At 71.1% G+C, this 12,185-nt stretch carries 12 protein-coding genes and 1 riboswitch; of the genes, 11 read left to right on the top strand and 1 reads right to left on the bottom strand.

Annotated features, from left to right (window positions below; genetic code table 11):
• Positions 1–27 precede the first annotated feature (27 nt).
• Entirely contained in the window at positions 28–1,236 is a 1,209-nt protein-coding gene (locus ACFV6H_RS08540) for an MFS transporter (RefSeq protein ID WP_385539899.1), read from the bottom strand.
• Between the two features lie 138 nt (positions 1,237–1,374).
• Between ACFV6H_RS08540 and ACFV6H_RS08535 the strand changes: the two genes are divergently transcribed.
• From ACFV6H_RS08535 to ACFV6H_RS08485, 11 genes are all read left to right on the top strand, one after another.
• Positions 1,375–2,607 (top strand): ROK family transcriptional regulator, encoded by a 1,233-nt coding sequence (locus ACFV6H_RS08535; protein WP_385539897.1) that lies wholly within the window; start codon positions 1,375–1,377, stop codon positions 2,605–2,607.
• A gap of 201 nt (positions 2,608–2,808) precedes the next feature.
• Positions 2,809–2,939: riboswitch (FMN riboswitch) on the top strand.
• Positions 2,940–3,120: 181 nt separating this feature from the next.
• On the top strand, positions 3,121–4,263 hold the full coding sequence (gene ribD, locus ACFV6H_RS08530) for a bifunctional diaminohydroxyphosphoribosylaminopyrimidine deaminase/5-amino-6-(5-phosphoribosylamino)uracil reductase RibD (RefSeq protein WP_385540388.1): 1,143 nt from the start codon (positions 3,121–3,123) through the stop codon (positions 4,261–4,263).
• Positions 4,264–4,902 carry a riboflavin synthase gene (locus ACFV6H_RS08525; protein ID WP_385539895.1) on the top strand — a complete coding sequence of 213 codons (639 nt, stop codon included), beginning with the start codon at positions 4,264–4,266 and terminating at the stop codon, positions 4,900–4,902.
• Positions 4,899–5,549: a nicotinamide riboside transporter PnuC gene (locus ACFV6H_RS08520; protein WP_385539893.1), complete on the top strand. Its 651-nt coding sequence runs from the start codon at positions 4,899–4,901 to the stop codon at positions 5,547–5,549. Before ACFV6H_RS08525 ends, ACFV6H_RS08520 begins: the two co-directional genes overlap by 4 nt.
• Positions 5,546–6,904 carry a bifunctional 3,4-dihydroxy-2-butanone-4-phosphate synthase/GTP cyclohydrolase II gene (locus ACFV6H_RS08515; protein WP_385539891.1) on the top strand — a complete coding sequence of 453 codons (1,359 nt, stop codon included), beginning with the start codon at positions 5,546–5,548 and terminating at the stop codon, positions 6,902–6,904. Before ACFV6H_RS08520 ends, ACFV6H_RS08515 begins: the two co-directional genes overlap by 4 nt.
• Before the next feature lie 81 nt (positions 6,905–6,985).
• Positions 6,986–7,471 carry a 6,7-dimethyl-8-ribityllumazine synthase gene (gene ribH, locus ACFV6H_RS08510; RefSeq protein WP_384976365.1) on the top strand — a complete coding sequence of 162 codons (486 nt, stop codon included), beginning with the start codon at positions 6,986–6,988 and terminating at the stop codon, positions 7,469–7,471.
• 34 nt (positions 7,472–7,505) lie between these two features.
• On the top strand, positions 7,506–7,778 hold the full coding sequence (locus tag ACFV6H_RS08505) for a phosphoribosyl-ATP diphosphatase (RefSeq protein WP_018850137.1): 273 nt from the start codon (positions 7,506–7,508) through the stop codon (positions 7,776–7,778).
• Between the two features lie 133 nt (positions 7,779–7,911).
• Positions 7,912–8,760 carry an ATP phosphoribosyltransferase gene (gene hisG / locus ACFV6H_RS08500; protein ID WP_093596050.1) on the top strand — a complete coding sequence of 283 codons (849 nt, stop codon included), beginning with the start codon at positions 7,912–7,914 and terminating at the stop codon, positions 8,758–8,760.
• A gap of 66 nt (positions 8,761–8,826) precedes the next feature.
• Positions 8,827–9,390 carry a PH domain-containing protein gene (locus tag ACFV6H_RS08495; RefSeq protein ID WP_385539888.1) on the top strand — a complete coding sequence of 188 codons (564 nt, stop codon included), beginning with the start codon at positions 8,827–8,829 and terminating at the stop codon, positions 9,388–9,390.
• Between the two features lie 233 nt (positions 9,391–9,623).
• Complete coding sequence (locus ACFV6H_RS08490) at positions 9,624–11,084, top strand: hemolysin family protein (RefSeq protein WP_385539883.1); 1,461 nt, start codon at positions 9,624–9,626, stop codon at positions 11,082–11,084.
• Positions 11,081–12,178 (top strand): hemolysin family protein, encoded by a 1,098-nt coding sequence (locus ACFV6H_RS08485; RefSeq protein WP_385539881.1) that lies wholly within the window; start codon positions 11,081–11,083, stop codon positions 12,176–12,178. Before ACFV6H_RS08490 ends, ACFV6H_RS08485 begins: the two co-directional genes overlap by 4 nt.
• Positions 12,179–12,185 lie beyond the last annotated feature (7 nt).

The raw sequence follows: 12,185 nt of genomic DNA, 5'->3' as shown, positions 1-12,185 counted from the left end.
CGCGACCCCGCGCCGCAGGCGCGCAGCCTACGCCTCCGGCGCCACCCCCACCTCCGCCCCGGCCGCGCTCGTCCGTCGGTCTCCCGGTCGTAGTACCCCCGCTCCCACCATCAGCCCGCACGCCAGCAGCGTCACCAGTCCGAACGACACCACCAGCGACGTCGCGTCGGCGACCGCGCCGATCGCCGAGGGTGCGATCAGGCCCGAGGTGTAGGTGATGGTCGCGACGCCCGCGATCGCCTGGCTCGGGTTCGGGCCCGCGCGCCCGGCCGCCGCGAAGGCGAGCGGTACGACCACCGCCACGCCGAGCCCGAGCAGCCCGAAGCCGCCCATGGCGAGCGCCGGATGAGGCGCGACGACGACCAGCAGGCCGCCCGCCGCGGCCAGCACCCCACCGGTCCGCACCGTCCGTACCGCGCCGAAGCGGTCGATCACCTTGTCGCCCGCGAGCCGTGCGACGGCCATGGTCAGGGCGAAGGCCGTGGTCGAGGCCGCCGCGAGACCGGGCGAGGTGTCCAGTACGTCGCGCAGATAGACCGCCGACCAGTCCATGCTCGCGCCCTCCGCGAAGACCGCGCAGAATCCGATCGCCCCGATGACCACCGCGGACTTCGGCGGCAGCGCGAACCGCGGCGGCGGCTCCTCGTCGGGTGCGCTGCGCAGATCCAGTACGCCCTGGCAGAAGACCAGGCCCAGTACGGTGAGCACGCCCGCGGCGAGCAGATGGTGCAGCCGCGCGTCGGTGCCGAGATGCGCGGCGAGCGTTCCGGCCGCCGAGCCGATCAGCGCGCCCGTGCTCCACATCCCGTGCAGACCGGACATGATCGACTTGTCGAGACGGTTCTCGACCTCCACCCCGAGCGCGTTCATCGCCACGTCCGACATGCCCGCGGTCGCGCCGAAGATGAACAGCGTGGCGCACAGCGTGACCAGATTGGGCGCGAGCGCCGGCAAGGTCAGCGCCAGGGTCCACAGGGCGAGCAGTCCGCGCAGCGCGGTGCGCGCCCCGAAGCGATGGCTGACCGTACCGGCCAGAGGCATCGCGACCGAGGCGCCGATCGCGGGAAAAGCGAGTGCGAGACCGAGCTGTCCCGCGCTGACTCCCGCGTGATCCTGGATCCAGGGAATACGTGTGGCGAAGCTGCCGGTGACCGCCCCGTGCACACAGAAGACGGCGGCGACCGCGAACCGCGCGCGCCGCAACCTCCGTTTGTCGTAGACCACTTCAGCCGACATCCTGTCCTGCCCTCTCCTGTGAGGTGCCGTCCTCCGACGCACCGCGGACACACCCGTGCTCGGTGCCGGAGTAAACTATCAGGAAGCCTGCCTGATAAATAGAGAATTTTGGGTCCAGCGATCTGGAAGGATTCCGGCATGGCCGCATCCCCGAGTACCGCACGGGCCATCAACGACCGGCTCGCCCTGCGACTGCTCCAGCAGGAAGGCCCGTTGACGGCAGGACAGCTCAAGACGCTGACCGGACTCTCCCGTCCCACCGTCGCCGATCTGGTGGAGCGGCTCCAGGACGCGGGTCTGGTCCGGGTCGTCGGCGAGACCGGCGACCGGCGCCGCGGGCCCAACGCCCGGCTGTACGGGATCGTCGCCGACCTGGCGCATCTCGCGGCCCTCGACGTACGGACGCACAGCGTCTCCGTCGTCGTCGCGGATCTGCTCGGCAGAACTCTCGCCGAGGCCGATCTGCCCATCGGCAGCGACACGGCCACGGAGGCCGCCGTCGAACGGGCGGCGGCGCTGCTGGAATGTACGGCCGCGGAGGCCGGCGCGGTACGGCTGCACAGCGTGGGCATCGGCGCGCCCGGCCTGGTCGCGCCGGGCACCGGCGAGCTCCGTGACACCACCGGACTGCCGGCCTGGCACCGAAGACTCGTCGCCGCGCTCCATGAGCGGCTGTCGGCCACCGTTCTGGTGGAGAACGAGACCAATCTCGCCGCGCTCGCGGAACAGCGCCTCGGCGCGGCCCGTGGCCAGGACACCTTCGTACTGCTCTGGCTCGGCCATGGCGTGGGCGCGGCCGTCGTGCTCGACGGCAAGCTGCGCAGAGGCGCCTCGGGCGGTGCGGGCGAGATCGGCTTCCTGCCCGTGCCCGGCACCTCGCGGCTGCCGTCCGCGCTCGGCTGCGAGGGCGGCTTCCACGGCCTCGTGGGCTCGGCGGGCATCGCCGAACTCGCCGAGGAGTACGGCATCTCGGCGGTCGCCGCGGCACAGGAACCGCCCGCCGCGGCCCTGGTACGCGCGGCCGTCGAGGCGGTGAGCACGGCGAGGGCGGCGGCGGAGGAGAAGGGCGCGGCCACGCCGAGGCACAAGGCCGCCGACGCGTTTCTCGGCGTGCTGGCCGACCGGCTGGCGATCGGCGCGGCGGCGGTCAGCGCGGTGCTCGATCCCGGCCGGATCGTACTGGCGGGCGAGGTCGGCCACGCGGGCGGCCCGGCACTGGCCGCCCGGGTCGAGGCCAGGCTCGCGGCGATGTCGCCGCTGCACACGGAGGTCAGAGCCGGGACCCTGGGCGGTACGGCCGTGCTACGAGGCGCGCTGCTGACGGCACGCGACGCGGCCCAGGACGACCTGTTCGCGCCGGAACCGAACTGACCGCCCGAGCCGAGCAGTCAGGGCCGGGCCAGGCCGGGCCGGGCGGAGCGGGCCACCCCGAGCCGACCGAGCGGGCCGCCCCAAGCCGACCGAGTCGGCTACGCCCGGAATATGAGACGGCTCCGGCGCCTGTGAGACAGCCCACAGATATCCCTCGGATGGCCGACGAGCGGGCGTGGCACACTGGTCGCGTACCAGAAGCAGCGCACTCCGGGGTCGGTGTAATTCCGAACCGGCGGTAACAGTCCGCGACCCGTCCGCAGCCAGCGGCCGGTTGATCAGGTGAAATTCCTGGACCGACGGTGAAAGTCCGGATGGGAGGCAGTGCGCGGCGGGCCGTCATCGGTACGCCGCCGTCGGCGGATCGTCCTCGGACGATCCGGATCGCCGGCCTCGGCGTCCCTGTGTGCGTTCCGCTTCTCTGTCGTCATCGACAGGCCCCGGAGTCCGTGCCCGAAGAGGCAGGAGGACCCGGTGGCCACCGAAGCCGAGGCCGTGACAGACGCCGACGCCATGCGTCGGGCCATCGCGCTGGCCGCGCGCGGGCTCGGTTCCACCAGCCCCAATCCCGTCGTCGGATGTCTGATCCTCGATGCCGCGGGACGCCCTGCCGGCGAGGGATTCCACCGGCGCGCGGGCGGACCGCACGCCGAGATCCACGCCCTGCGCGCGGCCGGCGAACGGGCCCGTGGCGGCACGGCGTACGTCACGCTCGAACCCTGCGATCACACCGGCCGTACCGGTCCCTGCTCGCGGGCGCTCATCGAGGCCGGTGTCGCCCGGGTCAGTTACGCGGTCGCCGATCCGAATCCGCAGGCCACCGGCGGCGCGCGGACGCTGCGCGCGGCCGGGATCGCGGTCGAACAAGGACTGCTCGCCGAAGAGGCCGAGGCGGGCAATATCGCCTGGCTCACCTCCGTACGGCGCGGCCGGCCCCATGTCCTGTGGAAGTACGCGGCCACACTCGACGGCCGGATCGCCGCCGCCGACTCCACCAGCCGCTGGATCACCTCCGCCGAGGCCCGCGCCGATGTCCACCGGCTGCGCGCCGAGGCCGACGCGGTCGTGGTCGGCTCGGGCACCGCGCGTACCGACGATCCGCATCTCGCGGTACGGGATGTCGAAGGCGCCGTACAGCCGCTGCGCGTGGTGGTCGACACGGAGGCCACCGCCGTACGGCCCGGCGCCCGGATTCTGGACGGTGCCGCGCCCACGCTGATCGCCGTCGCCGAGGACGCCGATCTCACGGACTCCGGCCATCTTCCCGATGTCGTACGGCTGCCGCGTGGCGTACGCGGTCTGCACATCGCCGCCCTGCTGGCGGCCCTGCACGAGCGCGGCGTCCGCTCCGTACTGCTCGAAGGCGGTCCGGCCCTGGCCGGCTCCTTCGTCGCCGCCGGAGCGGTCGACAAGGTCGTCGGCTATCTCGCTCCGGTCCTCCTCGGCGCAGGTCCCGCCGCCCTTGGCGACGCCGGAATCACCACCATCGCCGAGGCGTTGCGACTCCGGATGACGGAGACCGTACGGATCGGCCCCGATCTGCGGATCACCGCGATCCCGGAACCGGCGACGGCAGCCGCGTCCGCCGAGGCCGAGCCCGTACCCGCAGGCGCACCAGGTCCTGTCCCGGGCACCACCACCACGAAGGAGCGTTGAGTGTTCACCGGAATCGTCGAAGAACTGGGTGAGGTCACTGCCGTCGAGAACCTCGGCGACTCCTCACGCTTCCGCCTCCGCGGGCCCGTCGTCACCGAGAACGCCAAGCACGGCGACTCGATCGCCGTCAACGGAGTCTGTCTCACGGTCGTGGACTTCGGCGACGGCGAGTTCACCGCGGATGTGATGGCCGAGACGCTGAACCGGTCCAGCCTCGGAGCCCTGGAGACCGGCTCCCGGGTCAATCTGGAGCGTCCCATGGCGGTCGGCGGCCGGCTCGGCGGCCATATCGTCCAAGGGCATGTGGACGGCACCGGCACCATCGTGGAGCGCAAGCCGTCCGAGCACTGGGAGATCGTCAAGGTCTCGCTGCCCGCCGCGCTGACGCGCTATGTGGTCGAGAAGGGCTCGATCACCGTCGACGGAGTCAGCCTCACGGTCGTGGACGCCGGGCCCGACTACTTCACCATCAGCCTCATCCCGACCACGCTCGCGCTGACCACGCTCGGTATCAAGGTGCCCGGCGACCCGGTCAACCTCGAAGTCGACGTCATCGCGAAGTACGTCGAGCGGCTGCTCGGCGCGGGAGCGGTAGCGAGCGCGGACGCTGGAGCCGGAGCCGAGGAGTCCGCCCTGTGAGCGCGCTGTCCTGGCTGAACGGCGAGGCCTTCACGGCCTTCGGCCAGCACATCCTGTGGTCCGACATGATCGGCAACACCATCGGACTGGCCGCCCTCGCGCTCGGCTGGCGGCGCTCGATCTGGACCTGGCCCGCGCAATTGCTCTCCGGAATCATCCTCGTCGGCGCCTATGCCTCGGCAGAGCTGGGCGGTGGCGTCGGCAAGCAGCTACTGGTCATCGGAGTCGCGCTGTGGGGCTGGCGCCAGTGGCAGCACGGTACGCGGCAGGCCCAGGACGGCTCCATCGCCGTCCGGTTCGCGAGCTGGCCCGAGCGCGGTGTGCTCCTCGGCGGTACGGCGGCGGGCACGCTCGCCGTCGGCGGCCTCTTCGTCGCCGTCCCCGAACTGTCCTGGAATCCCTGGCCCGACGCGTACATCTTCGTCGGCACGCTCGCCGCGATGGTCGCCCAGGCGCGCGGGCTCGTCGAGTTCTGGTTCGCCTGGCTGCTCGTCGACATCGTCGGCGTACCGCTCGCCTTCAGCAGCGGACTCGCCTTCTCCGGCTTCGTCTATGTGATCTACCTCGTCCTCGTCCTGTGGGGAATGCGTGACTGGTGGCTGCGCTCCCGCGCCGGCGCCCCGTCCCTGGAAGGAGCAGCAGCATGACATCCCGCCCGTCGGCCACATCCCGTCCGGCAGCAGTCACCGCCCTCAACGAGGTACCGCACGCCGCCACTCCACCTGTCTGGTACTCCACGGACAATGTCGAGGACCTCTCCCTCGACCCGGTCGAGCAGGCCATCCGTGACATCGCGGCCGGCCGGCCGGTCGTGGTCGTGGACGACGAGGACCGCGAGAACGAGGGCGACCTCGTCATCGCCGCCGAGAAGGCCACGCCCGAGATCGTCGCCTTCATGATGAGCGAGTGCCGCGGACTGATCTGCGCCCCGATGGAGGGCCCGGAGCTGGACCGGCTCGAACTCCCGCAGATGGTCGGCCACAACACGGAGTCGATGCGCACCGCCTTCACGGTCTCCGTGGACGCGGCGCCCGCCCATGGCGTCACCACCGGGATCTCCGCCGCCGACCGGGCCACCACGCTCCGGCTGCTCGCCGCGGGCGACACCGAGCCTGCCGACTTCGTCAGGCCGGGCCATGTCTTCCCGCTGCGCGCCAAGCCCGGCGGTGTGCTCGTACGGAACGGTCACACCGAGGCGGCCGTCGATCTGGCCCGGCTCGCCGGGCTGCGTCCGGCCGGCGCGATCGTGGAGATCGCCGGTGAGGACGGAGTGATGCTGCGGCTGCCCGAACTGATCCCGTTCGCGCGCAAGCACGGTCTGACGATCATCTCGATCGAGGATCTGATCGCCTACCGCCGCACCACCGAGCCGACCGTCCACCGCGCCGCCGAGGTCCGGCTGCCCACGGCCTTCGGCGAGTTCACGGCGTACGGCTACCGCTCCACCGTCGACGGCGTCGAGCATGTCGCCCTCGTCCACGGGGACATCGGCGACGGCGAGGACATGCTCGTACGCGTCCACTCCGAGTGCCTCACCGGCGATATCTTCGCCTCGCTGCGCTGCGACTGCGGCCCTCAGCTCCAGGCATCGATGGAGCGCATCACCGAGGCCGGGCGCGGCATCGTCGTCTATCTCCGCGGTCATGAGGGCCGGGGCATCGGGCTGCTCTCCAAGCTGCGCGCGTACGAACTCCAGGAGCGCGGCCGGGACACCCTCGACGCCAATCTGGAGCTCGGCCTGCCCGCCGACGCCCGTGACTACGCGGCGGGCGCGCGGATCCTCGACGATCTCGGTGTGCACAGCCTGCGGCTGATGACCAACAACCCGGACAAGACCGCCGCGCTGGTCCGTCACGGGCTCCGGGTCACCGGACGCGAGCCGATGCCCGTCCAGGCGGGCGAGCACAACCTCCGCTATCTGCGCACCAAGCGCGACCGGATGGGACACGATCTGCCCTGGCTCGACGCCGCCGTCGGCGCGTCCGCCTGCGGCAACCAGTAGGAGCCGGCGCGGCTCCCGCACCAGCACATATCCATATCCACATCCAACGACAGACCAGCACGCACAGCTTCAAGGAGAGACGTGAGCGGCAAGGGCGCACCCGAACTGAGTGTGAAGAACTGCGGAGACCTCCGGGTCGCCGTGATCGCGGCACTGTGGCACGAGAAGATCATGGACGGCCTTGTCGACGGCGCCCTGCGCGCCCTGGGGGAGCTCGGCATCGACGAGCCGACGCTGCTCCGGGTCCCGGGCAGCTTCGAACTGCCCGTCGTCGCCAAGGTGCTCGCAGGACGCGGCTACGACGCGGTCGTCGCCCTCGGTGTCGTCATCCGGGGCGGTACTCCCCACTTCGAGTACGTGTGCCAGGGCGTCACCCAGGGCCTCACCCAGGTCTCCGTCGACACCGGAGTGCCGATCGGCTTCGGCGTACTGACCTGCGACACCGAGGAGCAGGCTCTCGACAGGGCCGGGCTGGAGGGCTCGCACGAGGACAAGGGCCATGAGGCGGTCACCGCCGCCGTCGCCACCGCGGCCACCCTGCGCACCATCGCCGAGCCCTGGCGCTGACGGTCTCCACGGGCCGCGTAAAGTGACTCCCACCATGTCCAAGAAGACGTTCGAGGAGCTCTTCGCCGAGCTTCAGCAGAAGGCCGCCAACGGCGACCCCGCGACCTCCCGTACCGCCGAGCTGGTGGACAAGGGCGTCCATGCCATCGGCAAGAAGGTCGTAGAAGAGGCGGCCGAGGTGTGGATGGCCGCCGAGTACGAGGGCAAGGAAGCCGCCGCGGAGGAGATCTCGCAGCTCCTTTACCACGTCCAGGTGATGATGGTCGCGCGCGGAATCTCCCTCGACGACGTCTACGCCCATCTCTGACCGGCTCCGGGCCGGCGACCGGCTCCGAGCCGGCGCCAGCTCTGAGCCGGCGCCTTCGGGCACCGGCCCGGGGCGGCTCCGTACGCGCACGATCCCCGTACAACCATCCCTTCGCACAAAGGAATCCGCCGTCATGCTGCGCATCGCCATTCCCAACAAAGGTTCACTGTCCGGACCTGCGTCGGCGATGCTCCATGAGGCCGGATACCAGCAGCGCAAGGAGTCCAAGGAACTCGTCCTGGTCGACCCGGACAACGAGGTGGAGTTCTTCTACCTCCGGCCCCGGGACATCGCGATCTATGTGAGCTCCGGCCGGCTCGACATCGGCATCACCGGCCGTGATCTGCTGCTGGACTCCGGCGCCAACGCGGAGGAGATCCTTCCGCTCGGCTTCGCGCGCTCCACCTTCCGGTACGCCACCAAGCCGGGCACGGCGGCCGGTGTCGAGGAGTTCGGCGGGATGACCGTCGCCACCTCCTACGAGGGCATCGTCGCCAAGCACCTCGCGGACAACGGTGTCGACGCCTCCGTCGTGCACCTCGACGGCGCGGTCGAGACCGCCATCGAACTGGGTGTCGCCCAGGTCATCGCCGATGTGGTGGAGACCGGCACCTCGCTGCGGAACGCGGGCCTCGAAGTGGTCGGCGAGCCGATCATGACATCGGAGGCCGTGGTCATCCGGCGTACCGGCGCGGGCGCGAACGAGCCCAAGGTCCAGCAGTTCCTGCGCAGGCTCCAGGGCGTCCTCGTGGCCCGTTCGTACGTGATGATGGACTACGACTGCCGCGCCGAGCACCTGGAGCGGGCTGTCGCCCTCACGCCGGGCCTGGAGTCGCCGACCGTCTCCCCGCTGCACAATGAGGGCTGGGTCGCCGTCCGTGCGATGGTCCCGGCCAAGGAGGCGCAGCGGATCATGGACGATCTGTACGAACTGGGCGCCCGTGCCATTCTGACCACGGCGATCCACGCCTGCCGCCTCTGACGTCAACGCCTCTGACGTCACGGCCTCCGACGCACTCCGATGCCACCACGGGAAGACCAGGAACCGATGTCCGCTCCCGCGCCCCAGCCAGGTCCGTCCGATCCATCCGGTCCATCCGGTCCATCGGACTCCTTCGATACCGATACGCCGGAATCGCATCGCCCGCAGCCCGGCGGTCCGTCCGGGGCCGCGGAGCCCGTCCTCCCGGTCACCTTCCGGCCGACCAGGACCCGGATCGTCCTGCTGACCGTGGGCGTGGTCATGTTCACCGTCATCACGGTCGTCGCCCTGCTGCTGGAGAAGCTGGGCCCGGGCGAGCGGGCGAGCTTCATCCTCACGGCCCTGATCTTCCTCGGTGTACTGGCGATGCTCAGCCGTCCCAAGGTCGTGGCGGACGCCGGCGGAGTGACCGTGGTCAATCTCACCCGTACGCGCCGACTGGAGTGGGCCGAGATCCTCCGGGTCAATCTGCGTCCCGGCGATCCCTGGGTCTTCCTCGATCTGAGCGACGGCAGCAGCCTGCCCGTACTGGGCATTCAGCCCGGTATCGCCAAGGCGCACGCCATCCGTGACGCACGCGCCCTGCGTGCGCTGACGGAGTCGCACGGTACCGGTACGGAGAAGAATTGACCGCGCGGAGCCGGTCCGGCTCCGCACGACGGGTCCGCCACAGCGCCGTACACCACTGCCCCCGCACGCCCTGTCTTGATTACTCTGGTGGCGGAGGCGCCGAGTGCGCCCCCGCCCCGCATATGACGGCCGTGTCGGCCCGTGGGGCACCTGCGACCCGAGGAGTGACTCCCTCCAGCAATGGACGGATCGTCCGGTAGTACCTGCGCCGCCCCCTTCGAAGAGGCGGCGGCATGACCATCCCCCTTCTGCTGCTCGCCGCAGCGTTCCTTCTGATCCTCGCCAACGGCTTCTTCGTGGCCGCCGAGTTCGGCCTGGTCACGGTGGACCGCCCGGATGCCGAGCGCGCCGCCGCCGGCGGTGACCGCCGCGCCCGCGCCGTCGTCAGATCCCTGCGGGAGCTGTCCTTCCAGCTCTCCGGCACCCAGCTCGGAATCACCATCACCTCGCTCGTGGTCGGCATGCTCGCCGAGCCCGCGCTCGCCGGGCTGCTCGACGGGCCGCTCCTGGCGACCGGACTGCCCGAAGGCGCCGTCTCCGGTATCGCCGTGGTGATCGGGATGCTGCTCGCCTCCGCCGTCCAGATGGTGATCGGCGAACTCGTACCGAAGAACTGGGCGGTCTCCCGGCCGCTCCAGGTCGCCCGGTTCGTGGCGGGCCCGCAGTATCTCTTCGCCACCGTGTTCCGGCCGGTGATCTCCCTGCTCAACACCGTCGCCAACCGGCTGGTCCGGGTGCTCGGCGTGGAGCCGACCGAGGAACTCGCCTCGGCCCGCACGCCCGGCGAACTCGTCTCCCTGGCCCGCCACTCCGCCCGCGCGGGCACCCTCGAACAGGACACCGCGGATCTGTTCGTACGGACGCTCTCGCTCGGGCGGCTCACCGCGCAGCACGTCATGACGCCCCGGGTGAAGGTGAGCGCCCTCCAGAGCGACGCCACCGCGGCGGACGTCCTCAACCTCACGCGTGCCACCGGTCTCTCCCGGTTTCCCGTCTACCGGGAGCGCATCGACGAGATCGTCGGCATGGTGCATCTCAAGGACGCGCTCGCCGTGCCCGTGGCGGACCGGCTGCGCACGCCGGCCGGAGAGATCGCCGTACCGGCGCTGCTGGTGCCCGAGACCCTGCCCGTGCAGCAGCTCCTCGAACGGCTGCGCAGCGAGCAGCCGATAGCCGTCGTGGTGGACGAGTACGGCGGTACGGCCGGCGTCGTCACGCTGGAGGACATCATCGAGGAGCTGGTCGGCGAGGTGCGTGACGAGCACGACGCCGAGGGCGACGGACGGCCGGAACTGGCTCCCGTCGCAGCCGAGGACGGCCGCCCGGCCTGGGACGCGGACGGCAGCGCCCGCGTCCCCACGCTGCGGCGGATCGGGCTGGACGTACCGGACGGGCCGTACGAGACACTGGCCGGCCTGGTCGCCGATCTGCTGGGACGTATCCCGGCTCCCGGCGACAAGGCGGAGCTGCCCGGCTGGCGGCTGTCCGTGCGCCAGGTGGACCGCTACCGGGCCGAACGGGTCCGGCTGGTACGTACGGCCGACGCGCCGCCCGGCACCACGGCGTGGGCGCCGCCCGCGCCCCCGGCGGACGCCCTGCCCACGCCTGCGCCCGTGGTCACGGCCGACGCGCCGTCCGTGACCACGGCCGATATACCGGCCGGCGCTCCCGCGATGGCGGAGGGCGCCCGATGAGCGCCCTGCAACTCGTCTTCGCCCTGGTGCTGGTCCTGGCGAACGGCTTCTTCGTCGGCGCGGAGTTCGCCCTCGTCTCCGTACGCCGCAGCCAGATCGAACCGCACGCCGCACGCGGCTCCGCGCGCGCCAGACAGGTGCTGCACGGCCTGGAGAATCTGCCGCAGATGATGGCCGCCGCCCAGTTCGGCATCACCGTCTGCTCCCTGACGCTCGGCGCGGTCGCGGAACCGACCGTGGCCCAACTGCTGGAACCCGTCTTCCACACGGCCCATGTGCCCGAGGGCCTGATCCATCCGCTGGGCTATGTGATCGCCCTGGCGCTGGTCGTCTCGCTGCATCTGGTCATCGGCGAGATGGTGCCGAAGAACCTCGCGATGGCAGCCCCTGAAAAGGCCGCGCTCTGGTTCAGCCCGGGTCTGGTCGGCTTCGCCCGGCTCTGCCGCCCGGTCACCGCAGGGCTCGGCGCCTGTGCCCGGCTCGTACTGCGGGCCTTCCATGTCGAGCCCAAGGACGAGGTGGAGGCCGTCTTCACCAGCGAGCAGCTCAACCGGCTGGTCGAGGACTCGGGCCAGGCGGGACTGCTGGAACCCGAGGCGCAGGAGCGGCTGGAGGACGCGCTGGAACTGGGCAGCCGCCCGGTCACCGACGTACTGCTCCCGCACGCCTCACTGGTGACGGTGACGCCCGCGGTCACTCCGCGCCAGATCGAGGAGCTGACCGTACGCACCGGCTACTCGCGCTTCCCGGTCTGCGCGGAGAGCGGCGGCGTCTTCATGGGCTATCTGCATGTGAAGGACGTCCTCGACCTGGAGGCGGGCGAACGGGCCGTACCGCAGCACGTGTGGCGCCCGATGGCGACGCTGCGGGCGGAACTCCCGCTGGACGACGCGCTCACCGTCATGCGCCGCGCGGCCACCCACCTCGCCCAGGTCGCGGACGCGTCCGGACGGGTGCTCGGCCTGGTGGCGCTGGAGGACGTCCTGGAGAAACTGGTGGGCGAGGTACGGGACCCGTCCCACCGCGAACGCGCCCAGAAGAGCCCAACGGTAGGAGGCCAACGCACGGACGCGCCACAGGTTCTGACCCACTGAGCGCCTC

The sequence above is a fragment of the Streptomyces sp. NPDC059743 genome, from assembly GCF_042732975.1.
Lineage (GTDB): Bacteria > Actinomycetota > Actinomycetes > Streptomycetales > Streptomycetaceae > Streptomyces.
The sequence above is the reverse complement of the archived record's forward strand: the minus strand, read 5'-3'. Positions and strand labels throughout refer to the sequence as shown.

Excerpts from the sequence above, each read along its gene's own strand:
- ACFV6H_RS08505 (WP_018850137.1), top strand. The coding sequence starts at position 7,506 with ATGTCCAAGAAGACGTTCGAGGAGCTCTTCGCCGAGCTTCAGCAGAAG.
- ACFV6H_RS08490 (WP_385539883.1), top strand. The coding sequence starts at position 9,624 with ATGACCATCCCCCTTCTGCTGCTCGCCGCAGCGTTCCTTCTGATCCTC.
- ACFV6H_RS08515 (WP_385539891.1), top strand. The coding sequence starts at position 5,546 with ATGACATCCCGCCCGTCGGCCACATCCCGTCCGGCAGCAGTCACCGCC.
- ACFV6H_RS08540 (WP_385539899.1), bottom strand. The coding sequence starts at position 1,236 with ATGTCGGCTGAAGTGGTCTACGACAAACGGAGGTTGCGGCGCGCGCGG.
- ACFV6H_RS08535 (WP_385539897.1), top strand. The coding sequence starts at position 1,375 with ATGGCCGCATCCCCGAGTACCGCACGGGCCATCAACGACCGGCTCGCC.
- ribD (WP_385540388.1), top strand. The coding sequence starts at position 3,121 with ATGCGTCGGGCCATCGCGCTGGCCGCGCGCGGGCTCGGTTCCACCAGC.
- ACFV6H_RS08495 (WP_385539888.1), top strand. The coding sequence starts at position 8,827 with ATGTCCGCTCCCGCGCCCCAGCCAGGTCCGTCCGATCCATCCGGTCCA.
- ACFV6H_RS08485 (WP_385539881.1), top strand. The coding sequence starts at position 11,081 with ATGAGCGCCCTGCAACTCGTCTTCGCCCTGGTGCTGGTCCTGGCGAAC.
- hisG (WP_093596050.1), top strand. The coding sequence starts at position 7,912 with ATGCTGCGCATCGCCATTCCCAACAAAGGTTCACTGTCCGGACCTGCG.